Annotated in this window: 15 protein-coding genes; 7 read left to right on the forward strand and 8 right to left on the reverse strand. The window is 68.0% G+C overall.

Annotation, left to right across the window (positions count from 1 at the left end; translation table 11 throughout):
• Positions 1–124: 124 nt before the first annotated feature.
• The gene (locus NCT05_RS30085) at positions 125–1,900 is read left to right on the forward strand and encodes an ATP-binding response regulator (protein WP_250503869.1); all 1,776 of its coding nucleotides are present in this window, start codon (positions 125–127) and stop codon (positions 1,898–1,900) included.
• Between the two features lie 14 nt (positions 1,901–1,914).
• On the opposite strand, the gene NCT05_RS30090 is transcribed toward NCT05_RS30085, so the two are convergent.
• The 8 genes from NCT05_RS30090 to tssJ all read right to left on the reverse strand — a co-directional run bounded on the left by NCT05_RS30090 (position 1,915) and on the right by tssJ (position 13,983).
• A complete protein-coding gene (locus NCT05_RS30090) occupies positions 1,915–2,622 on the reverse strand; it encodes a response regulator transcription factor (RefSeq protein WP_250503870.1) in 708 nt (235 codons plus the stop codon).
• Between the two features lie 21 nt (positions 2,623–2,643).
• Entirely contained in the window at positions 2,644–4,470 is a 1,827-nt protein-coding gene (locus NCT05_RS30095) for an MltA domain-containing protein (protein ID WP_250503871.1), read from the reverse strand.
• Positions 4,471–4,519: 49 nt separating this feature from the next.
• Positions 4,520–6,343, reverse strand: coding sequence for a serine/threonine protein kinase (locus tag NCT05_RS30100; RefSeq protein ID WP_175980207.1), 1,824 nt, complete (start codon positions 6,341–6,343; stop codon positions 4,520–4,522).
• The gene (gene tagF, locus NCT05_RS30105) at positions 6,340–7,101 is read right to left on the reverse strand and encodes a type VI secretion system-associated protein TagF (protein WP_175980206.1); all 762 of its coding nucleotides are present in this window, start codon (positions 7,099–7,101) and stop codon (positions 6,340–6,342) included. Before tagF ends, NCT05_RS30100 begins: the two co-directional genes overlap by 4 nt.
• The gene (gene tssM / locus NCT05_RS30110) at positions 7,098–10,727 is read right to left on the reverse strand and encodes a type VI secretion system membrane subunit TssM (RefSeq protein WP_250503872.1); all 3,630 of its coding nucleotides are present in this window, start codon (positions 10,725–10,727) and stop codon (positions 7,098–7,100) included. Before tssM ends, tagF begins: the two co-directional genes overlap by 4 nt.
• 1 nt (position 10,728) lies before the next feature.
• Positions 10,729–12,045 (reverse strand): DotU family type VI secretion system protein, encoded by a 1,317-nt coding sequence (locus NCT05_RS30115; protein ID WP_008346439.1) that lies wholly within the window; start codon positions 12,043–12,045, stop codon positions 10,729–10,731.
• A gap of 18 nt (positions 12,046–12,063) precedes the next feature.
• Positions 12,064–13,404 carry a type VI secretion system baseplate subunit TssK gene (tssK, locus tag NCT05_RS30120; protein WP_250503873.1) on the reverse strand — a complete coding sequence of 447 codons (1,341 nt, stop codon included), beginning with the start codon at positions 13,402–13,404 and terminating at the stop codon, positions 12,064–12,066.
• A 75-nt stretch (positions 13,405–13,479) separates the two neighbouring features.
• Entirely contained in the window at positions 13,480–13,983 is a 504-nt protein-coding gene (tssJ, locus tag NCT05_RS30125; RefSeq protein ID WP_144403632.1) for a type VI secretion system lipoprotein TssJ, read from the reverse strand.
• A 159-nt stretch (positions 13,984–14,142) separates the two neighbouring features.
• Between tssJ and NCT05_RS30130 the strand changes: the two genes are divergently transcribed.
• From NCT05_RS30130 to tssC, 6 genes are all read left to right on the forward strand, one after another.
• Positions 14,143–16,275, forward strand: coding sequence for a CHAT domain-containing protein (locus NCT05_RS30130; protein WP_250441385.1), 2,133 nt, complete (start codon positions 14,143–14,145; stop codon positions 16,273–16,275).
• Between the two features lie 35 nt (positions 16,276–16,310).
• The gene (locus tag NCT05_RS30135) at positions 16,311–18,044 is read left to right on the forward strand and encodes a ShlB/FhaC/HecB family hemolysin secretion/activation protein (protein ID WP_250503874.1); all 1,734 of its coding nucleotides are present in this window, start codon (positions 16,311–16,313) and stop codon (positions 18,042–18,044) included.
• Between the two features lie 28 nt (positions 18,045–18,072).
• Positions 18,073–23,412 (forward strand): beta strand repeat-containing protein, encoded by a 5,340-nt coding sequence (locus NCT05_RS30140; RefSeq protein WP_250503875.1) that lies wholly within the window; start codon positions 18,073–18,075, stop codon positions 23,410–23,412.
• Positions 23,413–23,421: 9 nt separating this feature from the next.
• Positions 23,422–24,444, forward strand: coding sequence for a type VI secretion system protein TssA (tssA, locus tag NCT05_RS30145; protein WP_250503876.1), 1,023 nt, complete (start codon positions 23,422–23,424; stop codon positions 24,442–24,444).
• Between the two features lie 85 nt (positions 24,445–24,529).
• Entirely contained in the window at positions 24,530–25,039 is a 510-nt protein-coding gene (gene tssB, locus NCT05_RS30150; RefSeq protein ID WP_008346450.1) for a type VI secretion system contractile sheath small subunit, read from the forward strand.
• Between the two features lie 28 nt (positions 25,040–25,067).
• Entirely contained in the window at positions 25,068–26,585 is a 1,518-nt protein-coding gene (gene tssC / locus NCT05_RS30155; RefSeq protein ID WP_008346451.1) for a type VI secretion system contractile sheath large subunit, read from the forward strand.
• The last annotated feature ends 28 nt before the right edge of the window (positions 26,586–26,613 follow it).

Genomic DNA, 26,613 nt, shown 5'->3' on the forward strand with positions numbered 1-26,613 from the left:
CAAATCGGTGGCAACGTTATGAGTATGGTTTTCTCCTATTAAACGACCAATATGAAGTTAGTCATATCCGTCGACTAGAACTTTCGGGTAAACCGGGCGGATCAACGCAGCAAGGGGATGACAGATGCAAGGCGATCGTGAGCACGGCGAGACCGACGAGGACGTCGCCAGTGCGCTCTGCGCGGCGGACCCCGCATCCTTCATCGCGCATTGCTGCGCGATCGCGCTCTTCTATCCGGCATTGCTGTCACGCCCGCACGCCGGATGGCTCGTCTTCGGCTGCGTGCTCTTCCACGCGGGCGCGAATGGTCTCGCGATCGGTCTTTGGGCCTGGCGGCGTCACGATCCGCTTCGTTTCGGCGCGCGTCGATGGATCGGCCTGCATGCGCTGCGAAACGTGCTGCTTCACGCGGCGCCGGGCATCGCGATCTGTTTCGCGTTCCAGAACGAATCCGCCGGATCGGTCGCCGCGCAGGCCGTTCTGCTCGTCACGCTGGCCGCGCTTGCCTACGGTTCGAACGGATTGAGCGTGCGCAACCTGTCGGGCGCGGTGCTGACGCTGCTTCTGCCCGTCACGATTGCGAGCCTGATGCAGCCCGCCGATGGCCGTTTCGGATTGGGCGTCGTGCTTGCCGTGTTCGTCGTCGCGATCCATCTTTTCGGCTCGCAGTATCGGCGTCTTTTTCGCGGCATCGTGAAGGCGCGCGTCGAGCAGGAGCGGCTCGCGCAAACCATCGCGCTGCAGAAAAGCGTGATCGAGGAAGCGAGCCTTGCGAAGACGCGTTTTTTCGCGGCCGCCAGTCACGATCTGCGCCAGCCGCTTCACGCGATCGGCCTGCTCGCGCAGGCACTCACCGACGGCCGCGCGAGCGCGCAGGAGCGCGATGACTCCGCGCAGCACATCATCGCCAACGTCGACGCGCTGAATCAGCTCTTCAATCAGGTGCTCGACCTCGCGCGCATCGAAAGCGGCGTCACGCAGGTGATTCCGCAGCATTTCCTGATGTCGGAGCTGCTCGCGCGCATCGAGCGGCAGTTCCGGCCCGCCGCCGCCGCGAAGGGGCTGGCGTTGCGCATCGCGCCGACGTCGAGCGTCGCCTTCACCGATCCGGTGCTGCTCGAACGCGTGATCGGCAATCTCGTGTCGAACGCCGTGCGCTACACCGAGCGCGGCTCGATATGGATCGGCGTGCGTCACGGCGGCGATCCGGAGCAAGGTCATATCGAAGTGCGCGATTCGGGCATCGGCATCGCGCCCGACGAACACGCGCTCGTCTTCGAGGACTTCTATCAGGCGCCGCTCGCGCATCACGGCGCGCGCGAGGGACACGGCCTCGGTCTCGCGACGGTGCGCCGTCTGACGCGGCTGCTCGGCGGCGAGCCGACGCTGCGCTCGGAGCCGGGACGCGGCACGACGATCCGCGTGCCCGTGCGCTTCGGCGATGCGAATCTCGTTACGTCGAGTCTGTGCGCGCCGCTGCCGGTCATCGGATGCATCGAAGGACGCCATGTGCTGTGCGTCGACGACGATCCCGCGAATCTCGATGCGCTCAGCGCCTTGCTCACGCGCTGGGGATGCAGCGTGCGCGGCTGTCGCGACGAGCTGGCGGCGGTGCGCGCCATTTCCGAGGGCTTCGTGCCGGACGTGCTGCTGTGCGATTACCAGATCGACCGCCACGAGACCGGCGCGGAAGTGCTTCAGGCCGTGCGCGAGGCGTTGCGGCGGCGCGGCCACGGCGAGCCGGCGAGCGTGGTGATTACGGGCGACATGGCGTCGCCCGGCCTCGCGGCGCTCGTCGCCGCCGGTTTGCCGGTCCTGCACAAGCCCGTTACGCCGACGCGCCTGCGCCGCACGCTCGACATGCTGCTTCAGCCGCGCGGACAGGACGAAGCGGCCTGAGCGCGGCGCGCCGCTCAGAGCGTGCGCCCGCCTTGCAGCCAGCCGTTGATGAGCGCGATCGCCGAAGAACGGTTGTGCACGCCGAGCGCACGAAAAATCACGGAGAGATGAACCTTGACCGTGCCTTCGGCGACCTGCAATTCGCGCGCGATCATCTTGTTCGTGCAGCCGCGATGCACGAGCCGCATGATTTCGCGCTGACGCGGCGACAGGTTTTCCATCAGATGCAGATGATGCGGCGCGAGCGCGGGCGCCGCCGTGTTCGTCATCGGGCGCGGACGTTCGGCGGCGCTCTGGCGCGCGAGCCGCGACGGCGACGGATCGATCAGGCTCAGCGCCTCGATCGGCACATACGCGCCGCCGGACAGCACGAGCTCGATCGCCTTGACCATCACGTTGGCGGGCTCGCGCTTGGGCACGAAGCCGAGCGCGCCCGCGGCGAGCACCGCGCGCATCTCGTCGACGGATTCTTCCGCCGACAGCACCACGAGCGGCAGCGCCGGATTCGACTTCAGCAGCGCCGAGAGCGACGCCGCGCTTTCCATGCCCGACATGTGCAGATCGACGATCGCGAGATCGTGATTCGCTTCCGGACGCGCGGCGGCGGCGAGCGTCTCCCAGTTGTCGGCTTCGTCGAACTGCGCGTCCGGATCGATGCCGCGCAAAAGCGCCTTGACGGCCTGGCGGATCAGTTCGTGGTCATCGGCGACGAGAAACCTCATGCGCTTCCCCGATAGGTTCCGTCATTGCGTATCGTCGACGCACAGGTCGGGATCGCTGACGACGCAATCCGCGCTCGGCATCGCGGGCCCGCCGCGCACGCGCACGCCGGTCTCCTTCGCGGAGATGCGCAAGCCCTTCGGCAAGAGCACCCACATTTGCGTCGGCTGCTTCATGCGGCTCGCCTGCTGCTGGGCCTGCGGTCCGGTGCCGAAGAAATAATCGGCGCGCACGGCCCCGCGAATCGCGCCGCCCGCGTCCTGCGCCATGAGCAGGCGCGTGATGGATGCCCCCGCCGGCCCGCCTTCGCTCGCGTTGACGAAGACGGGCGCGCCGAGCGGCGTCGTGCGCGGATCGATCGCGGCCGAGCGCCCGGCGGAAAGCGGCACGCCCAATGCGCCGATGGGTCCGGCGGGCGAATCGGGGATCGTGCGGAAAAAGACGTAGCTCGGGTCCGATGCCGCGAAGGCATAGCCGATCGGCGCGCTCTTCGCGAGCGATGGCGTCGCGGTCTTGTCCGTGGCGCGGTCGGATGGCGCGGCCGGCGCGCTCACCCGCGCCGGACGCGCGGCGGGAACGGCGGCGCTCTTCGCGAGCGTGAAGCCGCGCAGAAGCGGCGATTGCGGCGGACCGTCGGCGTCGCCATGCACGGCGGGCGATGCGCCGTCCGCGTCCGCGTCCTGAGCGCCGCGCAGGAGCGAGGACTGAGGCACATCGTCGGAAGCCGCGCCGCCGACATCGTTTTTTGCGTTCTGCGTGCTCACGCTGCCTTCTTCCAGATCGATCTCCACGCCGCGCACCAGAATCTTGCGACCCTTGCTTCCCGCGCTCGCGACGGGCGGATTGAACGCGAAGCCGTTCTGTTCCGCATAGGCGAGACGGATGACGCTCTTGCCGTCGGGCAGCACGATCTTTCCCGCGCCCTGTAATTGCATAGAGTAGAGCATCGCGGGGTCTTCCACATAGGCGAGCACGGGCGCGCGGCTCATGCCGCGCTCGATATCGGCGCGCGCGTAGTAGGGCACGATATCCGCGCCTTCGCGGCGCAGCCGCAGCTTCTTGTCGCGGATGTCCGGCACGCTGTCGCCGATGCGCAGCGTGTACGTCTTGCCGCTCATCGATACGGTCGACAGCGGAACGACGTTGCGTCCTTCGATGCGCGCCGGAACCGGCGTGCCGCGCGCGCCGGGCGGCAGGCGGCGGGCGTCGAGGAACAGCATGTCGGTCGGCACGCCGTAGACCGGATAGACATACGGCGTGCGGCGCTCGCGGCTGCCCTTCAGGATCGGCTCGTAATAGCCGGTCAGGACGCCGCGCGCGCTTCTGTCGACATTGAGGATCTGATAGACCGTGAAGTTTTCCTCGAAGAAGCGGCGCACCGCGGCGGCGTTGCGCGCATCCACGCCGCGAGAGGCCGCGCAGGGCGCCGCCCACGCCGGCTTGCCGCTCAGCACGCCGCAACTGCGCCGGAACGCGTCCCAGGATTCGGCGACGTTGTCGGTCGCCCAGCCGGGCAGGCTCGCGAAGGCGACGGGCGTATAGAGTGCGTTCTTCGTCGCGAAAGGCGTGGCGTTCATGCCGACCGACGCCGACGGACTCGCCGGCGACGGATTCGCGATGCCCGGCTCCGCGCCTGTCGCGCTGACCATGCGCGCGTCGTCGCCTGGCGCGGAGGGCGGCGCGGCCTCATCGGCGCGCCCGGCGGGCGAGGGCGGCGCGCCCGCGCATCCGGCGAGCGTGGCCGCGGTCAACGCAAGGGCGGCGAAGGCGGCGAGCGGATGCGCCGTTCCGGATGAAGCGCCCGGCGCGATGCCCGGCTGCGCGGCGACGCCGCTCGTTCGTGATGCCATGGTGCCCTCGTCTCGCGGCCGAAGCGCTTCGCTTTCGATTCGAATTTCTCTATTTAGACGAACGGACGACATCGATTTTGAAGGTCGCCGCGCCATACGCGACGGGACACGACGGCGCGTTGCCGCCGCACGCCGGCACGCCCGCGAACGGCGATGCGCTGAGCGTCCGCTGCGCGGCCGCCGCGTTCTGTGCCTCGGGCGAGAGACTGGCGAAGACGGCGTCGTGCGCGAGACCGAGCGCCGGGAACTCGCGCGGCGCGGCGGAAACGATCGCGACGAAATGATTCGCGCCGACGGGCTCGCCGGCCTGCATCGGCCAGCTCGGACGCGGCAGCACGAGACGCTTCTTCCTGCCGATGCGATTGTCGGTATCGAGCGCGTTCGGAAACAGTTGCAGATATTGATTCGCCGGATCGACGACGAAAACATACACATAGCCGTCGCGATTGCTCGTGATCGCGAAGCGCAACAAGTCGCGGTCGACGACGGCGCGCGCGACGGGCACGTCCACCTTGACATCGAACGACGGATCGGCGAGCGAAACGATGCGCGCGAATTCGCCATCGGGCGTGAAAGGCGGCAGCGCGGCGGGCGGCGGAGGCGGCGGCGCTTCGGGCGCGACCTCCGGCGCAGGCGCCGAAGCCGCGACGACCGCCGAAGCAGCGACGCGCTCGGCCGAAGGCGCATGATGCGACGTGAAGCGCGGCACGAACCATCCGAGCGTCGCCGCCGCGCCGAGCAGACACGCGGCGCCGGCCGCCCAGCCGATACGCCTGCGCGCCGCGCTTTTCGCCGTGCGCGGCGCGGGCGCGTCGTCGAGCGAAATGCCGAGCTCGGCGGCGAACTGCCGGTCGGTCTGCGGCCGATGCGCGGGCGCAACCGCGAGCGCATGATCGATCGCCTTCAGGAATCGGTCGGAGTAACGGCCCGCCGCCAGTTTCGCGAGCGGCTGATAACTGTCCTTGACCACGCGCCCGACCGAAGGCGGCGGCGTTCGCCCGGTGATCGCGAAATACACGAGCGCGGCGAGCGCGTAGTGATCGGTCCACGGTCCTTGCCGCATCGACGGCACTTCGGCGTACTGTTCGATCGGCGCGTAGCCCGGCTTGAGAATCACCGTGAGCGCCTGCGTCATGTCGCCGATCACGCGCCGCGCCGCGCCGAAATCGAGCAGCACCGGCCGATGGCTTTCCTCCAGCAGGATGATGTTGTCCGGCGCGATATCGCGATGAAAACAGTCGGACGCGTGCAGCACGGCGAGCGCGTCGATGAGCGGCGTGAGCAGCGCGCGCAGCCAGGCTTCGTCGGGCGGCTTTTTCATCGCCCGGAGCGTTTCCTTGAGCGTCACGCCCTTGTAGTAGGGCATCGCCATGTAGGCGGTGCCGTTGGCCTCCCAGAAGCGGTACACCTTCACGAGCGACTGATGATCGAAGCGCGCGAGCAGCCGCGCCTCGTCGTTGATGAAGCTCTTGAGACCGGCGCGGAACATCGGCTCGTAGCGGCCGGACTTGACCTGAACCTGCGTCACGCCGACGCGCGAGGCGAGCGCCGCCGGCATGTATTCCTTCACCGCGACGTAGCGGTCGAGCGAAGTATCGAAGGCCAGATAGACGATGCCGAAGCCGCCCTCGCCGATGAGCCGCACGATCTCGAACTCGCCGAGCCGCGTGCCGGGCGGCAGGATGCTGTGCGCGGGCGGCGCGTCGGACGTCGATGAAGGCGCGCCCGCGCCCGCCACGTCGGATCGACGCACGCGCGCGCCGCTGACGATCACCGTCTTGTCGTCGCCCGCGTCGCCCGGATTGGTTTCGGTCTTGCCGGCGTTGCCGGTCGTGCCGCCGCCTTCTTCCGGTAGCCTGCCCGTCGCATTCATGATCCGCAGTCCCGCAGCAGGGTGATGAAAAGCGCCGTGTCGGGCAGGCCGTACGCCGGCCAGATCGTGATCGGGCGCGGCGCGCGATCGTCGCGATCGTCGCGATCGTCGGGCTCGTCGGAAGCGGGCGCCGTCTGCGCGGCGGTCCACAGGCTCATCCCTTGGATCTCGGTTTGCCAGAGCGGCGCGAGCGTGCGCGCGAGTGAATCGGGCAGCGTCGCGGCCGATTGCGCGATCCACGGTTCGTCGAGCATGGCGGCGCGCGTGCCGGCGTTCGCCGGCTGCGGCACCGGCAGCGCGGCGAGCTGTTCGTCGAGCCGCTCGATGCTGTGATCGAAATCGAGCGCGGCGAGCGCGACATTCTCGATCGCCGAAAGCCATTGCCAGAGCGCGGCGACTTCGCCGCCCGTCGATGGCGCCGCCTGCAGCGACGCCGCGATCGTCAACGGAAAATGCCGCCCGACGCGGTCCACCGACGCCATCACCACGCCCGTCCAGCATGCGCCCAGCGTCGGCGCGATGGCGCCGGGCATCGCGAAAAAGCGCCACACCGGGCACGTCAGATAGATCGAGAGCCACGCGTCGCCGAGCGCGAGCTGCGTTTCGCCGACGCGCTCGGCGAGCCATGCGTCCCACGGCGCGACGAACGCGTCCGACAGCCGCCGCGCCGCGAAATCGCCGAGCGACGGCAGCTTGCCGTACCAGCCTGCGATCGCCGCGCCGTCGTCCGCGAGCGTGCCGCCGAGCGCGTCGTTCATAGCCGCTCCGGACAGGAGAACTTGCGCAGATCGGCGAGCCGGAACGGATTCTCCACGCTGTTCGCCGTCACTTCGAAGCGCGTCTTGCGCCCTTCGACATCGAACGTGACGATGAAGCGCTCCGGCTGATCGGTCGGCTGCACGTCGAGCCGGTCGAACATGCGAAACAGCGCCCACGGCCCCTCGAACACCAGATTGCTCGCGCCGCTCGTCGGCGGCGGCGTGAGTTGCAGGCTCACGCGTCCCGAGCCGCGCGTGCCGGGCCACTGAATCGCGGTCGCGATCTGCGGGCCGTGCGCGTAGGTGAGCACTTGCCCGTCGACGTCGAGCGTGAAGGAGAGGATCGACGGGTCCATGTCGAGCGGCTTGAACTGCAGCGCGAGCGCGGGCGACTTGCCGCCGCCGCGGAAGAACACGCCGCGGATCGTCGCGGCGCGCTCGAACTGCGCCAGACCGGCCGGACTGATCTGCGACGCCGACGAATCCGACTTCTTGAACGCCCACGGCTTCGCGGAAACATCGACGTCGGGCGCGAGGTTCTTCTGGAAGAAATCGTCGAACTTGCCGCCCGGCGCGAACAGCGTGCCGAAGTCTTCAGGCAGCACGTCGCGCGCGGAGTTCGGGCTGAACGGATAACGCCCGCCGACCGCGCGAACGCAGAACGCCGAGATCGACTCCTTCAGGTCCGCCGACAGATTCACGCGCCGCGCCTCCTGCGACTGCGCCGCGCCCTGGCTGCCGAGATCGAGCAGCGCGGTGCGGATCGGCTCGGGCATGCGCGCGGCCTGCGTGCGCAGCTTCGCCGGCGCGTCCGATGGCGGCGGCGCGGTCTTCTGCTGCAGGGCTTCGTCGGTGGCGCTGAGATACGTGTAGACATCGTTGATGACGGCGAGCGTCTGCGCGATCGGCGCGGGCTGCCCCGCGCCCGGGCTCGTCACGAGCGCGCGCAGTCCGGTGAACCGGTCATCGACGATGCTTTCCAGTTGAGCGCCCGGCGCGACCGGCGCGATCTGCGTCGGATCGGCCCCGCGAATCACCTTCAGCAGCTTTTCGCGCGCCGCGCCGAGCTTGTCGCCCGCGCGATCGACGACGGTCGTTTCGCTTTCGGGCTTCGCGCCGAGCGTCGTTTCGCGCGACGCCGCCTTCGCGAGCGCGGCGAGCGGCGAATCGGGCGCGGAGAGAATGCGCGCGATCTGCGTCGATTGCGACAGCGTGTCGGCGCGCACGATGCGGACATCGTTCAGGAACTCGGTCCAGATCCGCGCGTAATCCTGAAGATAGAGCAGCCGCACGTCCTCGGTGATGCGCTGCATCGCCGCCGGATCGCCGCGCGGCAGGCCGCCCTGATCGCGGATGCCGAGCACCCACGGCTCTTCGGCGGCGAGCTGGGCGGCGGTTTCATCGACGGCTTTCAGGAACGCCTTGTGATAGCCGTCGAACGAATAAAGCCCCGCCACGCCGCGCGTGAGCGGCGCGCCGCTCGAACGCGTGAACACGAGCGACGCGTTCGGCCCGCCCGCGTGCGCGATCGTGAACTCCGGATAATCCGCGCCGACGCCTTGCTGCTTCACGCGCCCGTACACGCGCTGCGCGAGCGTGTTGGCGGCCAGCATGGCGCGCAGATGCGCGACGAGACGCTCGTCGAACGGCAGATTCGGATGCACGACGCCGCGCGCCAGCAACGCATCGAGATGCCCGGCGAGCGCCGCGCGCTCCTCGTTGCCGACCTCGCGCGGCAGCGAGCGGTCCCAGTCGGTGAGAATCCACGCCTTGAGCGCATCGGCATCCTGATGATCGGGCTGATTCAGCATCAGATACGCCTTGAGCGCTTCGTACGCGTAGCCGGGATTCGCGGGCGTCGCGCCGCGCGCCTGTTCCTCGATGCGCGCCGCGAGCTTCGGCAGGAACAGATCGGTCAGAAGGCGCTCGTACGCGAGCGTCGCGGCGGCGTCGAGTTTCGCGCCTTGCCAGAGGCCCCATTGCATCGCGATCGGCGGATGCGCGGCATCGACCTGAGGCGTCGATGCGAGGCCGCGCACCGCCGACAGCAACGGCAGCAGCGCGACGAGATTCGTGCCCGCCGCCGATGTCCCCGCCACGGCTTCCTTCGCCGCGCGCGCGGTGTGATCGACGTTCGCGACATAGCTGCGATTGCGCACATAGCTCGTGCCCCAGAGTCCGAGCACGCCAGCCGTTACGGCCGCGATGACCGCATACGCGCCGAGCCGCCACAGATGCCGCTTGCGCGCCCATTGCAGATTCGATCCGGCGAGTCCCTGTTCGGCGAACACGACCTGCGTCAGAAGCCGCTCCAGAAAGAAGCTGCGCCCGCTCGACGGACGCGGCGGCTGCACGCCCCGCTCGATGCCGAACGCGCGCGCGAGCGAGCCGAGCACGCGATCGATCGGCGTGCCTTCCTGCGTGCCGCTCGTGAAATAGACGCCGCGCAAAAGCGGTGCATCGTCGTGTTTCGACTGGACGAAGGTCGCGCGCAGCGCATCGGCGACGAGCGGCTTCAACGCGGCGAACTGCTGCGGAAAACTCATGATCGCGGCGCGTTGCGCGAGTCCGCTTTCCGCGTTCAGGCGCTCCGGCAGACGCGCGACGAGCCGGGCTTCGAGCGCGTCCAGCTCGGCATCGATCCGTTCGCCGAATGCGGCCTGCGTGAGCGTGCGTTTCGGCTCGTAGGCAAACGTGAAGCCGAACACCTGCGCGCGCTCTTCCTTCGACATATCCGCGAAAAACTCCGTGAAGCCCGCGAGCAGATCCGTCTTGGTGACGAGCACGTAGACCGGAAAGCGCGTGCCGAACGCCTGCATCAGTTCGCGCATGCGCGCGCGCAAGGTCGATGCGGTTTCGTCGGTGCTCGCGGGCGTCGCGGCGAGCAGATCGGGGACGGCGAGCGTCAGCAGCACGCCGTTGATCGGCTGGCGCGGGCGCGTCTTTTTCAGGAGCGCGAGGAAGCCTTGCCACGCGGTCTGGTCGGCGTCGCGGTCGCTTTCGTGGGTCGTGTAGCGCCCGGCCGTGTCGATGAGCACGGCGTCGTCGGTGAACCACCAGTCGCAATTGCGCGTGCCGCCGACGCCGCGAATCTTGTCGGTGCCGAAGCGCTCGGCGAGCGGAAAGCGCAGCCCCGAATGCACCAGCGCAGTGGTTTTGCCCGCGCCCGGCGCGCCGATGAACATGTACCACGGCAATTGATACAGATATTGCCGGCCGGAGAGCGTGACCCAGTCGCGCCAGCCGGGTTTTCTGCCGGACGCGGTAATGCGCGCCTCGCGCAGCACGGCGAGCGCTTCGTCGAAACGCTTGCCGAGCGTCGCGACTTCCGCTTCGCCGGCGCTCGGTGCGGCAGCCTCGCGGCGCGGACTTTCGCTCTGCGCGGCGAGTCCCGCCGACAGCGCCGCCTGCGTGCGCCGCGCGCGCCACGCGGCCCAGAGCCGCCGCAGCACGAAGAGCAGCACGACGCAGCCGATCGCGATGTAACGCGACATCGCCGATTCGAGCGGATAGCTGTGCGCGAACGACAGGAGCGGCCCGGCGATCCAGATCGCAGCCGCAACGAGCAGCAGCCCGACGATCAGCAGCAGCACCGGATGAAACAGGATCGAGAGGATTTTTTTCATTTCAGGACCCGGGCTTCGCGAACAGCGTCACTTCGACGCGCCGGTTGCGCGCGCGGCCGGCGGGCGAATCGTTCGGCGCGACGGGATCGGCGTCGCCCTTGCCTTCCGCTTTGAGACGCGAAGGCGCGATTGTCGCCGCGAGCAGGTCGCGCACGTTCGCCGCGCGTTCCTGCGACAGCTCCCAGTTCGAAGGAAAGCGCGCCGAGCGGATCGGCCGGTCGTCGGTGTGGCCCGTCACGAGCACGTTGCCGGGCACCGCCTTCAGCGCCGCCGCGATCCGTTCGATGAGCGGCCGCGTCTGCCCCGACACTTCGGCGCTGCCGGGTTTGAAGACGTTGTCGCCGTGCAGCGTGACGACTGAACGGTCGACGCGGTCATCGACGGCGACGAGGCCATCGCGGATTTCCTGCGCGAGGAATTCCGCGAGACGGGGTTTCGCCGCCTGCGTCACGACGAGAGGACGCTGCGCGCCCGCGCGGATCGAGGCGAGCGTGCCGAACGCGGGATCGGAGAGGCGTCCGAGCTGGAAGCTCATCGCGAGCCACGCCAGCGCGAGCACGAGCAGCGCGAACGCGCCGACGACCCAAACCGGCAGCACGTCGGTCGTGCGCCGCCGCGCCGTCGGCACGCCTTGCCAGTGCGGCGACAGCGCGCGCTCCGGTTCGCCGCGCTCCTTGCGGATCAGTTGATACAGCCGCGCGCGGATCGCGTCGAGCGTCTGCCGGCCTTGCGCCGCCACGCGGTAACGTCCCTCGAAGCCGAGCGCGAGCACCATGCTCGCCAGTTCCAGCAGATGCAGATGTTGCGCGGGCTTCTGCGCGAGCCGCGCGAGCAGTTGAAAGACCTTCTCGCCGCCCCACGCCTCGTTGTGAAACGTCACGAGCAGGCTTTGCCGCGCCCAGACGCCCGCGCCCCACGGCGTGCCCGACGCGGCTTCGTCGAGCATCGTGCAGACGATGTAGCGCGCCGCCGTCACCTGTTCCGCCGGGATGCCGTTGGTGCGCGCCTCGTCCTCGAAGCGGCGCACGCCCGCGGCGAGCGCGTCGCGCAGCGCGGCGGGATCGGCGCACGCGCTCATCGTGCGGATGCGCGCGGCGAGCTGCAACAGCGGCGCGCACGCGGCGACCAGCGGATTCACCGCGCCGCCCGTCGCGAAGGCGGCGTCGAACGCGCGCTGCCCGGAGGCCGCCGCGCCGCTCGCCGAGAACGGTCCCTGCGTGCTTCCGCCGCCCGCGCGGCGCCGCCGCGCGCCGGGGTTGGGCTTGATCATCGTCTGATCGGATTCGAATCCGGCGAAGGGATCGTCGTCGTTCGTCATGTTCGTCGATGACCTCGCTCAATGACGGATCGCCCAGAATTCGAGTTCGAGCGCCGGAAACTCGCCAGCGATGTACATCGCCAGGTTGCCGGTCTGCTCCAGCTCCTTCCACAGCTCGCCGCCGCGATCCAGCTCGAAATAGGAAAAGCCCGCGTGAAACGGAATCTGCCGCGGCGCGACCGGCATCGCGCGCAGGCCGATGCCCGGCAGCGCGAGATTGACGAGATCGCGCAGCTTTTCAGCGGGCGCGATCTTCACCTGCGTCGGAAAGCGCGTGCGCAGCGCTTCGCCCGGCATCTGCGCGTTCGCGGCGAGCACGAAGCCGGCGCTCTTCACGAGCTCCAGATCGTTGATGAGCGCGACGCGCACGCCGGGCTTGCGGCTTTGCAGCTCGATCGCGACGGCGTCGGGTTCGCGCACGATGCCGATCAGTTGCCGCACGTCGCGCATGAGCGGCTCGAACGAAGTCGCGACATCGTCATGGCGATACGGCGCATACGCGAGCACGCGGCGGCGCTCGTCGAACGCGGCGAGATCGCCGGCGAGCGCGAGCGTCGTCTGATACAGGCGTTCGGGATGCAGCAGCGGCACTTGCAACAGATGCGCGTACTGCGGCTCGAAGCGATTGAGCGTTTGCAGCAGCAGAAAATCGGCGATCTCCGCGACGCCGCCGCGCCCCGGATTCGCGAGGCGGCTCGCCAGGCGGTCCGCATGTTGATGCACGAGGCCGGCGAGTTCCTGCGCATAGCCGAAGAGACGCGGGTCGGCGTGCGCGTGGAGCATCGGCGGGATGTAGCCGGGATCGAGCACGACGCGGTTGTCGGCGCGCCGTTCCAGCACGCGCGCAAGCCCGATGGTCGCGAAGGCGTCGGTCGCGTCGCGCGCGAGCATGAGCCGCACGTTCGGCGCGCCGACGCGAATCTGCGCGACGCGGTCCGTGCTCGTCGTTATATCGGCGACGGAAGTATCCGTCGTGCGAAAGCGCAATCCGTCGATGCGGCCATCGGCAGCGCCATCGGCGTCGAATTCCTTTGCGCCCGCGCGCGCGAGCGGCAGCGCAAGCAACACGAGCTCGTCGCGCGTGCCGGCGGGAATGTCGAGCGGCGGCGGCGCGGGGAAGTCGTCGGGAAAGGAGAACGCGGTGCCGTCGGGCAGCACGCCGAACGCCGACGCAAGCGCGATCTTGCCGAGCCCGAGCGCGATTTCGTCGAGCATCACGGCGGCCCAGCCCCACGACCACGCCTCGGTCGCGCGCGCGTGCGAGCGCACGAGATGCTCGATGAAGCGGTCGTGCTGCTGGAAGTGCTGGGGTTCGAGGAACAGGCCCTCGGACCAGATCATGCGTTGGTGCCAGGTCATGGTGCCTCGTATGGGCTTGGGCTCGATGCTCAAAGAACGATTCAGCGCGGCGGATTTGCAAACCGGCGCGCGCTGTCACTTCTTCTTGCCCGATGGCGGCGGCGCGGGCTGCGCGGCGATCGATACGTCGGCGGCGTCGATACGCACGTTCATCAGCGTCGTCTGGTTCGGCGGCACCGGCGCGCTCGCCCGCCAGCGCGATCGCTCGATGTCGCGATACGCCGCCACGACCGCGACGAACTTCGTGCCGGGCTGCACCGTCTGCTCGACGCTGCGGCTGTCGCCGGGCCGCAGCACGTATTCGTTCTTCGCGTTGAGATCGCCGCCGAGCGTCGCCTGCTCTTTGCCGTAGAGCGTGAAGAAGTCGGCGCTGTCGAAGGCGGCCGTCGTCTTCAGCTCGTACACGCGCACGACGACCGGCGACGGGCGGCCCGCGTGATCGGGATTCGCGCCATCCAGCGCGCTCACGCTGATACGCACGACCGTCGGCGCGGGCGGCGGCGGCGGCGACTTGCAGGCGCTCGCCGCGAGCGCGCAAAAGAGCAGTGCGCAAAGACGCGGACGCGGGTTCTCCATCATCGGATCGTGTGACTTCGCAAGTGGCTTCGGACACCACAACAGACGAACGAAAACGCCGCGCTTTTCAAATCGCTCGCGGTGTTTCGTCTAGTGAGGGCACCGCGCTGGCGCTTCGCCGGTAGCGCCAGTGCGAAGCGGCGGTCATCGAGGAGGGCGTTCGTGAAACCGATCGGGCGGACATGCGCGGGGCTCGCGCTCTTTGCAATGCTTAGCGTCTGCGCGCAGACGGCGCAGAAGGCACATGCGGCCACGGCGGATCAGGCGCTCACGCCGGCCGCGCGTCAGGCCGAAGCCCGCGTGCGCGACGCGGAAACCATCGCGACGCTGTCGCAGGAAGGGCGGCTCCTGCTCGCGCGGGATCAGGTGAAGCTCGACGGCTACGCGTATTGCAGCATGTCGGTGGCGGCGGCCGAGCGCGGCGATTTCCGCGAGAGCATCGAGGCGGCGTCGCGGGCGCTCGTCGTCGCGCGGGAGACGGACAACGCCCATCTCGCCGCGCTGTCGCGGCGCGATCTCGCCATCGCGTACAGCTATGCGGGCGATCTCGACGATGCCGAACGCTACGCGAAGGAAGCCATCGCGGCGGGCGGGAAGAATCCGGAGCAGGTGCTCGCGCCCGCGCACAAGATCCTCGGCGATATCGCGGCGCGGCGCGGCGATCCGTCGGCGGCGCTCGGGGAATATCGCGCGGCGCTCGCGACGGCGTCGGCGCGCTATCGGCCGATGGTGCTCCTCTCGATCACCAACGCGCAGATCGCGACCGGCGACGCGGCGGGCGCGCGCGCCACGTTCGAAGAAACGTCCGGCGTGAAGGACACGTTGCTTGCGCCGTTGCGCAGGCGCATCGAAGGCAATCTGCTGCTCGCGGAGCACAAGCCGCAGGCGGCGCTCGAAGCGTTTTCCGCAAGCGCCACAAAAGGCGGCTCGGACGCGAGCTACGACAACCTGTGGGCGCACGAGGGCATGGGCCGCGCGTATCTCGCGCTCGGCGACCGCGGCAAGGCGCGCGAAGCCTGGCTCGCCGCGCTCGACGATTCGGAAACGATCCGCGCGCGCTTTCGCAGCGACGAGTTCAAGACCGGCCTGTTCTCCGATACGCAGACGGTCTTCGAGGAAACGATCGCGCTCGTCGTCGAGGACGGCGACTACAAGCAGGCGTGGGCGCTTTCCGAGAGAAGCCGCAGTCGCGCGCTGCTCGATGTCGTGCGCAACCGGCTCGCGACGAACGTCGATGAAACGCAACTGAACGGCCGCGCGCTCTCGCTCGACGACGTGACGAGCGCGCTGAATACCGGCGAGGCGATCGTCGAATATCACGGCCTGCCCGACAAGCTGATCGCGTGGGTCGTGCGCCGCGACGGCATTCAGGGCTTCACGCTGCCGGTTCCGCGAAAGGACATGACGCTCGCCGTCGGCGATTTCCGCACGTCGATCATCCGCGGACGTCCGCAGGCGCTGACCTACGGCGCGAAGCTCGATGCGCTCCTGATCCAGCCGCTCGGCTTGCGGCCGAACGAACGGATCGTCATCGTGCCGAACGGCTCGCTGCATTACATGCCGTTTCAGGCGCTGAGGAACGCGCAAGGGTTTCTGATCCAGCGGCATGCGCTTGCGCTCGCGCCATCGGCGAGCATCGCGGTGCAGCTCGTGCGGCGGCAGCAGCGCATCGCGAGCAATCTCGTCGCGTTCGGCAATCCGCGCATCTCGCCGGAATTCGATCTGCCCGGCGCGGAAGCCGAAGTCCGCGCGATCGGACCGCTCTTCGCGCAGCGCGAGACCTTTCTGCAAGGCGACGTCACGCGCAAGACCTTCAGCGACAACGCGCCCGAGGGCCGCATCGTGCATGTGGCGACGCATGCGCAGGCCGACACCATCGATCCGCTGCATTCGCGCGTGCTGCTCGCGCCCGCGAAACAGCCCGCCGACGGCCCCGACCCGATGCTCGCGCAGGACATCTACAACCTGAAGTTCGATTCGGTCGCGCTCGTCACGTTGTCGGCGTGCGAGACGGCGCTCGGGCGCATCGAGCGCGGCGACGAAATCATGGGCTTCACGCGGGCGTTCTTCTATGCGGGCGCGTCGGCATTGCTCGTGTCGATGTGGCCCGTTTCGGACGAATCGACCGCGCTCACCATGCGCACGTTCTACGGCGCGCTCACGAAGGGCGAGGAAGCCATCGACGCGATGCGCGACGCGCAGCTAGCCGTGCTCGCCGACGGCAAGTTCGCTCATCCGTTCTACTGGGCGCCTTTCGATCTGATGGGCAACTGGCGGCTCTCGGTCGCGCGCTGAAAGACGTTTTCCGATCACCGGTGAGGATTGCAGAAGTGAACCAAGCTACGAAATCCCCATGCTTTTCCTCACGTTCGAAAGCGCGTGCGGCGGGCGTCGGCATCGTCTGTGCAAGCGCGTTCTCCGCGTGGGCGCAGCAGGTGCCGATGCCGGGCACGGCGCAAGTGCCGAGCGCGGGCACGCTGCTCAACGAGCAGCCGCGTCCGTCGACGTCCGCGCCGCCGCCGGGCGGTTCGAGCGCGCTGCCCGCGCCGCCGGCCGCCGCGCCGGAAGTGCCGGACGGCAAGAAGTTCACGCTGAAGAGCATTCGTTTCGCGGGCAACGAAACGCTGCCCTCGGACACGCTGCTCGCGCTCGTTTCCGACAGGATCGGCCAGGAAGTGTCGATCAACGATCTGAACGCCATGAGCACGAAGGTCGCGCAGGCGTATCGCGAGCGCGGCTATCCGCTCGCGCAGGTCGTGATTCCGCCGCAGGACGTGACGAACGGCGACGTCACGTTCACCGTGCTCGAAGGCAAGATCGGCCGCGTGCGGCTGACGATGGCGCCCGGCGCGCCCGTCAAGGAATCGATGGTGCGCGCGCGGCTCGCCGCGATCGAGCCCGGCAAGCCGCTGCGGCAAAACGAACTCGAACGCACGATGCTCCTGCTGTCGGACCTGCCCGGCATTCGCGTGAGCTCGGCGCTGGAAACGGGCAGCGCGCCCGGCACCGTCGATCTGAACGTGACGGTCGAGCCGACGCGCCGCTGGAACTTCGCGGTTTCCGTCGACGACTACGGCGCGGCGCCCGCCGGGCGCTGGCGGCTCGGCGCGGTGGGACGGCTCGCGTCGCCGTTCGGCATCGGCGACAACCTCGACATCAACCTGCTCGCGGCCGAGCGCGCCGATACCGTCTACGGACGCATCGGCTACGACGCGCCCGTCGATGCGAGCGGCACGCGCGTCGGCATCGCGTATTCGCATCTGTATTACTACCTCGGCGAGCAGTTCTCCTCGCTGAACGCGCATGGCGATGCGGATGTCGTCACCGCGTCGGTGTCGCATCCGCTGATCCGCTCGCGCAGCCAGAACCTGCTGTTGCGCGGCGCGCTCGAATACCGCTCGCTCACCGACAAGATCGACAGCGTCAGCTTCGACAATCCGCAGAAGCTGTATGTGGCGAGCGTCGGGCTGTCGTACGAGAGCCGCGACAGCTTTCTCGGCGGCGGCTTCAACAGCGCGGACGTGCAACTGGCGTTCGCGCATCTGAACATCGATTCGGCGCTCGCCGAGGCCATCGATCAGGGACCGTTCGGGCGCAACACGCAAGGCAACAGCGTGCGCCTCACGATGCAGGCCAATCGCCTGAACGCGATCACGCGCAATACGAGCTTTTTCATCGGCGTGTCGGGGCAATGGGCGAACCAGAACCTCGACAGCTCGTCGCGCATCACGCTCGGCGGGCCGCGTGCGGTGCGCGCGTATTCGCCGTCGGAATCCGTCGTCGATGAAGGGCTGATCGCCACGGCCCAGCTTCGCTATGCGGTGATTCCGTCGCTCACGCTGTCGACGTTTTTCGATATCGGCGTGGGCCGCTACAACGCGCGCTCGATTCCCGGACAGGGCGCGAACACCGTGACGCGCAGCGGCGTGGGTCTCGGCGCGTTCTGGAGCGGGCCGTACGGCATCACCGTGGATGCGAGCGTAGCCTGGCGCACGACCCGCGCCGACACCACCGGCGACGACAAGGTGCCGCGCGTCTACGTGCAGGTATCCAAATCGTTCTAGCGCGGAAACAGGAAACGAGGAGTTCGACATGAGCGACATCACCTGCCTACGGACCCGCAGGCATCGCCGGGAATGGGAGCGCGCGATCAGGCGTTTCGCCAGACGCGCCGCCCGTCACATGGGCGCCGATGTGAGGGTATCCGCGCTGTTGCCGCTCCTCGTGGTCGTCGCGGCGCCGGGCGCGTTCGCGTTGCCGGTCGGCGAGCAGGTTCAGGCGGGCAGCGTGACGGTCAACCGGCCAAACGCGACGTCGATGACGATCACGCAAGGCTCGCAGAAGGGCATCGTGAACTGGAACGGGTTTTCGATCGCGGGCAACGAGCGCGTCGATATTTCGCAGCCGTCGGCGCAGGCGGTGCTGCTCAATCGCGTCGTCGGCAATGAAGTCAGCCGCATCGCGGGGCAGCTCAACGCGAACGGGCAAGTGTTTCTCGTGAATCCGGCGGGCGTCGTGTTCGCGCGCGGGGCATCGGTGAATGTGGGATCGCTCGTCGCATCGACGCTCGGCATTTCGAACGACGCGTTTCTCGCGGGCAAATATCACTTCGCGCAGGGCGGCGCGGCGGCCGGCAAGGTGTCGAACCAAGGATCGATCACGGCCGCGACCGGCGGCGCGGTCGCGTTGCTCGGCGCGCAGGTCGACAACAGCGGACTCGTCAGCGCGACGCTCGGCAAGATCGCGATCGGCGCGGGCAGCGACATCACGCTCGATTTCGCGGGCGACGGCCTCACGATGCTGAAGGTGAACGACAAGGTCGCGAACGCGCTCATCGGCAATTCGGGGACGCTGCAGGCGGACGGCGGACAGATCGTGATGTCGGCGCGCGCCGCCGACGACGCCGCGGCGAGCGTGCTCAACCAGACGGGCACGGTGCGCGCGAGGAGCGTCGAGTCGCGCAACGGGCGCATCGTGCTCGATGGCGGATCGGCGGGCGAGACGGATATCGGCGGCAGCGTCGATGTCAGCGCGCCCGATTCGGGCAAGGGCGGACAGGTCGACGTGACCGGCTACCACGTCGCGGTGAGCGACGGTGCGCGTGTCGACGCGAGCGGCGCGGGCGGCGGCGGCCGCGTGCGTGTGGGCGGCGGCGCGGCGGGCAAGGCGCCGGACATCGTCAACGCCGATGCGCTCTGGATGAGCCCGAACGCGCACGTCATGGCCGATGCGCTCCTCGCGGGCGACGGCGGCAACATCGTCATGTTCGGGACGGAAGCGGCGCGCGTGTACGGCGAGCTTTCCGCGAAGGGCGGGCCGGGCGGCGGCAACGGCGGGCTCGTCGAGACGTCGGGCAAGTATCTGGCGACGGACGGTGCGCGGATTCACGTCGAGGCGCTGCGCGGGCACGGCGGGCAATGGCTGCTCGATCCGTCGAGCATCGAAATCGTCAATACGGCGCCGTCGAGCGTGAGCACGGGCCCCACCGACAGCACGTCATGCTGCTCGCTTCAGGCGCTCAGCACGAGCCTGGGTCCGGCTCTTTCCACGACGACGAATCCGGTGACGTTCACGCCGGGCGCGGGCGACAGCTACGTGCTCGCGTCGGACATCACGTCGCAACTGAACCGGGGCGCGTCGGTGACGATCTCGACCAGCAAGGACGGCGGAGGCGAATACAACGGCGACATCACGATGCTGAAAGGGACGAGCATCACAAAGACCGCCGCCGACAACGAAGGCACGCTCACGCTGAGCGCCAACGGCTCCATCACCGTGCTCGGAACCATCGGCGGCGCGGCGGGCGACCAGCGGCCGGCGGGCAAGCTGAACGTCGTGCTCGACGCGAACACGGGCGCCTCGGGGCAAAGCAACATTCTGCTTTCCGGCGCGTCGATCAGCACGAATGGCGGTTATCTGGCCATCGGCGTGCCGCAAAGCGTTGCCGGGACGCCCGCGGCCGCGAAGCGCTTCGACGGCGCGGCGGTCGGCATCATCGACTCCAGGATCGACACGACCGTGCCGCAAGGCCCGACCGGTCTCGCGAGCGGCTCGGTGACGATCAACGGGCAAGGCACGCTCAAGGTTCCGGACACGATTTTCGGGATCAGCGACACGGACGTGGGCCTAACGAAGAACCAGGCCTATGCGCCCGTCACCATCAGCAGTTCGAGCATCGCCACTTCGGTCAGCGACATTTCCGTGTCGGGGCAGGCCGGCGGCGACTTCGGGGCGCCGGCGGGCGTCGCCATCGGCGGGACATCGAGCCTGCGCACGTCGTCGGGCAACATCAGCATCACAGGCAGCGCGCCGACCACCAAGGAACGCGTGCAGACGTTTACCGACATATACGGCGTCGCGCTTCGTCCGGCATCGCTCAGTCCGTCGACGGCGCTATTGAGTACCACGACGGGCAACATTTCCATCACCGGTACGGGACCGGCGATGGATAGCGCGGTCAGCTCGGTGAGCGGCGGCGGCGTTCTGATCGCGCCGACGGCACGCCTCGACCAGAGCACCACGGTCATACGGACCGGGTCGGGAAACGTGAACATCATCGGCAACGGGATGTCGGTCGGCACCGCGTTCGGCGGCGTGAGCGGCGCGGGCCTGATGTTGCGGCCGGAATTCCTCGGCTCGGGCGTCGGTCCGCTCGTGCATACCGGCTCGGGCAACGTCTCGATTTCGGCCTCCGCGACCACGATCGCGAACCTGACCGGGGGAACGCTGTCCGGCTCGGGCGTGAGCATCGCGGCGGACGGGGGCCAAGGCTTTCCCTTCAGCCCGTCCGTCGTTTCGGACGCCGGCAATATCTTCGTTACGGGCAACGGGGCGAGCGTCACGGGAACCGTGAGCGGCGGAACGGTTGGCGGCTCGGGCATCGCCATCGGCGGATCGTCGGTCGCGCTGAGCACAGGCGGCGCGGGCAGCATCACGCTCAACGGCAACGGGCCGAAGGTGCAGGCGCTCAACACCGGATCGGTGTCGGGTTCCGGCGTGAGCATGGTGGCGGCGTCCGTCTCCACGAACATCAACTCGATCAGCACGGCGAACGCACCGCTCGTGCAGACGCAGACGGGCCGCATTTCGATCGACGGCAAGGGGCCCGCCGTGCAGACCGTGGCCTCGCTTTCGACTTCGACCTCGGTGTCGACCGGCATCGGCAGCGTGACCGGCGACGGCGTGAGCCTGCTGCGGGCTTCGCTCAGCACGAGCGCTGGCGGGATCGTTCCGGTGATTTTGTCCGCGAGCGGCGACGTCGATGTTCACGGCACCGGGGCGGTCGTGCAGCGTTCGCCCGGGCGTGTCGGGGGCAACGGCGTGCGGATCATCGGCACGTCGCTCGGCACCGGCGGCGCGATGAGCATTACGGGAACGGGCGCGACGGCCGGCGGCGGCAGCGCCGCGGTCGCGGGCGCGGGTGTGTACGCGCAGAACGCGCGGATCTCATCGACCGGCGCGGACGTGTCGATCACCGGCACGTCGGCGAACGGCAAGCGGCGCTACGTTCCGGCGATCGAGGGCAACGAAGAACCGGTTCATTTCGACGGCGTGCATCTCGAAGCATCGGATGTCGCGGCAAGCGGCGGCAGACTGTCGATTCGCGGCACCGCGCCCGATGGCATCGCCGCCTACGGCGTGTTCGTGGCGGGCATGAGCCCGGCGCTCGGCTTGCACGCCGACGGCGCGGTCACGATCTACGGTCTGGGCAGCGGCGCGGACGGCGTGGCGCTGGCAGGCACGTCGTCGTCGAATCGCGGCGTCGTCGGCTCGGCGAACGGTTCGATCGATATTCGCGGCGGCACCAACGGCCAGCTCGACGCGAACGGCGCGCATGGCAAAGGCGTATCGCTCGCCGATGTGACGCTGCAGGCCAACGCGCCCGCGCAGACGGTGTCGGTCACGGCATCGACACCCGCCGACGCCGCCACCGCGCTGTATATGAACCGGGCGACGCTCTCGGCGGGCGACCACGGCACGATCGTCGTGCGGGCGTCGAACTCGGGCAAATACGGCTTCGTGTTCGACGATTCCGGCAGCACGTTCTCGTCGCGCTTCGGCACGGTCGTGTTCGTGCCCGGCAAGGTCGGCGCGGACTTCGACATCGTCGGCGACAACGCGCAGGCGATCAACGTGCTCGGCGCAAGCAGCGGCCTCAGCATCGGACCGTCGATGCTCGGCGCGATCGCGTCGAACATCGCGACGGTCGTCATCGGCTCGTCGACCCAGACCGGGAAGATCACGGTCAGCCTGCCGCAAGGCTTCGCGCACGACCTCACGCTGCAGAACACGGGCGCGGGCAGCCAGGGCATCGATCTGCCTTCGGGCGCCGCGATGCCGGACAGGACGCTCGCGCTCGATTCGTCCGGTCGCGTCACCGATCCGGGCGGCATAAAAGCGCAGACGCTTTTGCTCGCGGGCGGCGGCGACTTCGATCTCGCCGACGCGGGCAACGACGTCAAAGTGCTCGCGCTGTCGGGCGCGCATGACGTGCGGTTTGCGACGGCGGGCGGCTTCACGATCGGCACGGCGAGCGCCAATGGTTTCGACGGCGCGACGGGCAACCTCGCCAGAATCGGCGGATCGCAGCCGAACGTCACCGGCAACCTGACCGCGATTTCCGATGGCGGCGCGATCGCGATCGGAACACCCGGCACGCCCGGCGCGCCGACGCACCTGAGCGCGGGCGGCAGCATCGACCTCGTGATGGAGCGCGGCGTCTTCGACAACGCGTCGGGCGGCACGATCGGCGCGGGCAACGCGTGGCGCATCTGGGCGGCGACGCGCAACGGCGAGAACCGCAACGGCGTCGATCCGGGCGGCGCGCTGCCGAACTTCTACGGCTGCGTCTACGGCGGATTCTGTAGCTGGAACGGGCAGCCGTCGCAGAGCGTCGTGCCGGCGGACGGCAACCACTTCGTCTACGCCGACCGGCCGACGGTCACCGTCACCATCGGCAGTCAAACGCGCGAGCAAGGCGGAGCGAACGGCGCGTTCGGTTTCGACGTCAGCGGTCTGCTCGCCGGCGATCGGCGCAGCACGTCCGTCGTCGCGGGACGGCTCGGCTCGTCCGCGACGACGATATCGGCGGCGGGCGTGTATGGCATCGACGGCACGTTTTCGTCGCCGGTTGGCTACAACGTCGTCGTGGAGCCGGGCACGCTGACCGTCACGCCGATGCAGCTTCAGGGCGCCGTTTTCAACACCAGCGGACTTCAGCCGCTTTTCACGGCGCAGGAACAGAGCTTCGTCTACGAGAGCAATCTGGGCGCGGTCAACATCTGCGTCGGCACGAACGAGCCGATCCTCGCGCTGCAACAGCCCGAAGGCGACGCCGACGCGCTCGCGGCGGAATGGAAGCGCGTGCGCTCGCGGCCGAATCTGAACAACTGTCTGGTCGTGAACGGACAGCACGGCTGCGGCGAGTTTTGAGGAACCGCGATGATCGACATCGAACCGCTCCTCGCGCCGACAGAAACGATGCCGCCCGCAGGCATCGATCTGGAATACGACGCGGCGTTTCTCGAATTCGAAGCGCTCGCGCGCGGCATGCCGCAGCGTCAGTTCGACGTGCTCGTCGAGCCGCCGCCGTGGAACGACGTGCTGGAGCAGGGCGACGCGCTGCTCGCGCGCTCGAAGGATGTGCGCGTGGCGATTGCGTGGACGCGCGCGGCGGCGCATGTCCACGGACTCGCGGGCTTTCATGCGGGTTTGCGCCTGCTGACGGGCCTCGTCGAGCGCTATTGGGACGGCCTCTTCCCGCCGCTCGATCACGATGACGACAACGATGCCGTATTGCGCATCAACGCGCTTGCGCCGCTCGCCGATGCCTACACGCCGTTCGCGGAAGCCGAGACCTTGCTGCACGATCTGCGCGAATGCGAAGTGTGTCGCGTGCATGGCGAGCGGCTCGCCGTGCGCGACATTCTGGTGGCGCAGGGCAGGCTCGCGCCGGAGGAAGGCGCGAACGCCTCGACGCCGGCGCGCGTGGAAGGCATGCTCGCCGATGCCGTGGCGCAGGATGCCGAGCTTCTCGCGAATGGGCTCGATCTGCCGCGCGCCGTGCAGACGCTGTGCGCTTGCCTGACGGAGAAGCTCGGCGCGGAACGCGCGCCTTCGATGACCGCGCTGACGATCGCGACGCGTCACGTCGCCGCGCAGTTTCGCGCGTTCGCTTCGACGGACGCGCCCGAAGCATCCGCCGACATCACGAAGATGAAAGAAGCGCCGACGCTTCGTCGCGCGATTGCTCGCCCCGGCGACATCGCGACGCGCGACGATGCGCTCGCCGCGCTCGACGCGGTGTGCGCGTTTCTCGAACGCACCGAGCCGACCAATCCCGCGCCGCTGTTGATCCGCCGCGCGCGCGGATTGATGGGCAAGGATTTTCTCGCGGTGATGCAGGATCTCGCGCCCGACAGCCTCGCGCAGATTCATCTGATCGCGGGGACGAGGCCGCAGTGAGCGCGGGTTCTCGAATCGAGTCTTCAATCCGGCCACAACTCGTTCGTTTTAATTGCGTGGCTCATGCCCACTCGAAGGAGACGTCATGGCAACCAGCAGTCAGAAATTCATCGGGCGCAATCGTGCGCCGCGCGTGCAGATCGAATACGACGTCGAAACTTATGGCAGCGAGAAGAAGATTCAGCTTCCGTTCGTGATGGGCGTGATGGCCGATCTCTCCGGCAAGCCCGCCGAAGCGCTGCCGCCCGTCGATCAGCGCAAGTTCCAGGAGATCGACATCGACAACTTCGACAGCCGCATGAAGGCGATGCATCCGCGCGTCGCGTTTCAGGTGCCGAACAAGCTGACGGGCGAGGGCAACATCAGCGTCGATATCACGTTCGAGAACATGGACGATTTTTCGCCCGCGGCCGTCGCGCGCAAGGTCGATGCGCTCGCGAAGTTGCTCGAAGCGCGCACGCAGCTCGCGAATCTCGTCATCTTCATGGACGGCAAGAACGGCGCGGAAGAACTGATCGCGCGCGTGCTCGACGATCCCGCGCTGCTCAAGACGCTCGCCACGGCTGCGCCATCCGCGGCTGCTGCAGCCGAATGAGACCCGAGAGCCTTGAAAGGAAACGACCATGTCCGACATTCCGCAATCCGCCGAACCGCAAGCCGAAGCGCCTTCCGCGTTGCAGGGCGCGCTGCTCGAAGGCGACGATCTCGCCGCGCTGCTCAACCGTGAGTTCCGTCCGAAGAGCGACGAAGCCAAGAGCGCCGTGCAGACGGCCGTGCAGACGCTCGCGCAGCAGGCGCTTTCGCAGACGAAGCTCGTTTCCGGCGATGCGATCCGCTCGATTCAGGCGATGATCGCCGAGATCGACGCGAAGCTCACCGAGCAGGTCAACGAAGTCATGCATCACGCGGACTTCCAGAAGCTCGAGGGTTCGTGGCGCGGGCTGCACTATCTCATCAACAACACCGAAACCGACGAGATGCTCAAGATTCGCGTGATGAACATCTCGAAGAAGGATCTAGGCAAGACGCTCAAGCGCTTCAAGGGCGTCGCGTGGGATCAGAGTCCGCTTTTCAAGCAGATTTACGAGCACGAGTACGGGCAGTTGGGCGGCGAGCCGTTCGGCGCGCTGATCGGCGACTACTACTTCAACCAGACGCCGCCCGATGTCGAGATGCTCGGCGAAGTGTCGAAGATCGCGGCATCGGCGCATGCGCCGTTCATCGCCGCCGCCGATCCGAGTCTCTTGCAGATGGACTCGTGGCAGGAGCTGGCCAATCCGCGCGATCTCACCAAGATATTCGGGACACCGGAATATGCGAGCTGGAGATCGCTGCGCGCATCCGAGGATTCGCGTTACATCGGTCTCGCGATGCCGCGTTTTCTGGCGCGCGTGCCGTACGGCGCGAAGACCGAACCGGTCGATGAATTCGACTTCGAGGAAGACACCGGTTCCGCGGATCACACGAAATACACGTGGGCGAATTCCGCTTATGCGATGGCGGTGAACATCAACCGGTCGTTCAAGTTGTATAGCTGGTGCTCGCGGATTCGCGGCGTGGAATCGGGCGGCGCGGTCGAAGGTTTGCCGGTGCACAGTTTTCCGACCGACGACGGCGGCGTCGATATGAAATGCCCGACCGAGATCGCCATTTCAGACCGGCGTGAGGCGGAACTGGCGAAGAACGGCTTCATGCCGCTGATTCATCGCAAGAACTCGGATTTCGCGGCGTTCATCGGCGCGCAGTCGCTGCAAAAGCCGTTCGAGTATGAAGATCCGGACGCGACCGCGAATGCCGCGCTTGCCGCGCGGTTGCCGTATCTCTTTGCTTGCAACCGCTTTGCGCATTATCTGAAGTGCATCGTGCGCGACAAGATCGGCACGTTCAAGGAACGCTCGGATATGGAGATCTGGCTCAACAAGTGGATCACGCAGTACGTCGATGGCGATCCGGCGAATTCGTCCGAGCACACGAAGGCGCAAAAGCCGCTCGCGGCCGCGGAGGTCAAAGTGCAGGAAGTGCCGGGCGCGCCGGGGTATTACACGTCGCAGTTCTTTTTGCGGCCGCATTATCAGTTGGAAGGGCTGACGGTGTCGCTCAGGCTGGTTTCGAGGTTGCCTTCGGCGAAGCAGGCGGCTTGATGCGTGGTTGGTTGGATGATGCCCGCGA

Source organism: Caballeronia sp. AZ7_KS35, assembly GCF_023631045.1.
GTDB classification, from domain to species: Bacteria; Pseudomonadota; Gammaproteobacteria; order Burkholderiales; family Burkholderiaceae; genus Caballeronia; species Caballeronia zhejiangensis.

Bases quoted from the DNA above. Each gene is read 5' to 3' on its own strand.
- NCT05_RS30085 (WP_250503869.1), top strand. From the start codon at position 125: ATGCAAGGCGATCGTGAGCACGGCGAGACCGACGAGGACGTCGCCAGT.
- NCT05_RS30090 (WP_250503870.1), bottom strand. From the start codon at position 2,622: ATGAGGTTTCTCGTCGCCGATGACCACGAACTGATCCGCCAGGCCGTC.
- NCT05_RS30095 (WP_250503871.1), bottom strand. From the start codon at position 4,470: ATGGCATCACGAACGAGCGGCGTCGCCGCGCAGCCGGGCATCGCGCCG.
- NCT05_RS30100 (WP_175980207.1), bottom strand. From the start codon at position 6,343: ATGAATGCGACGGGCAGGCTACCGGAAGAAGGCGGCGGCACGACCGGC.
- tagF (WP_175980206.1), bottom strand. From the start codon at position 7,101: ATGAACGACGCGCTCGGCGGCACGCTCGCGGACGACGGCGCGGCGATC.
- tssM (WP_250503872.1), bottom strand. From the start codon at position 10,727: ATGAAAAAAATCCTCTCGATCCTGTTTCATCCGGTGCTGCTGCTGATC.
- NCT05_RS30115 (WP_008346439.1), bottom strand. From the start codon at position 12,045: ATGACGAACGACGACGATCCCTTCGCCGGATTCGAATCCGATCAGACG.
- tssK (WP_250503873.1), bottom strand. From the start codon at position 13,404: ATGACCTGGCACCAACGCATGATCTGGTCCGAGGGCCTGTTCCTCGAA.
- tssJ (WP_144403632.1), bottom strand. From the start codon at position 13,983: ATGATGGAGAACCCGCGTCCGCGTCTTTGCGCACTGCTCTTTTGCGCG.
- NCT05_RS30140 (WP_250503875.1), top strand. From the start codon at position 18,073: ATGAGCGACATCACCTGCCTACGGACCCGCAGGCATCGCCGGGAATGG.
- tssA (WP_250503876.1), top strand. From the start codon at position 23,422: ATGATCGACATCGAACCGCTCCTCGCGCCGACAGAAACGATGCCGCCC.
- tssB (WP_008346450.1), top strand. From the start codon at position 24,530: ATGGCAACCAGCAGTCAGAAATTCATCGGGCGCAATCGTGCGCCGCGC.
- tssC (WP_008346451.1), top strand. From the start codon at position 25,068: ATGTCCGACATTCCGCAATCCGCCGAACCGCAAGCCGAAGCGCCTTCC.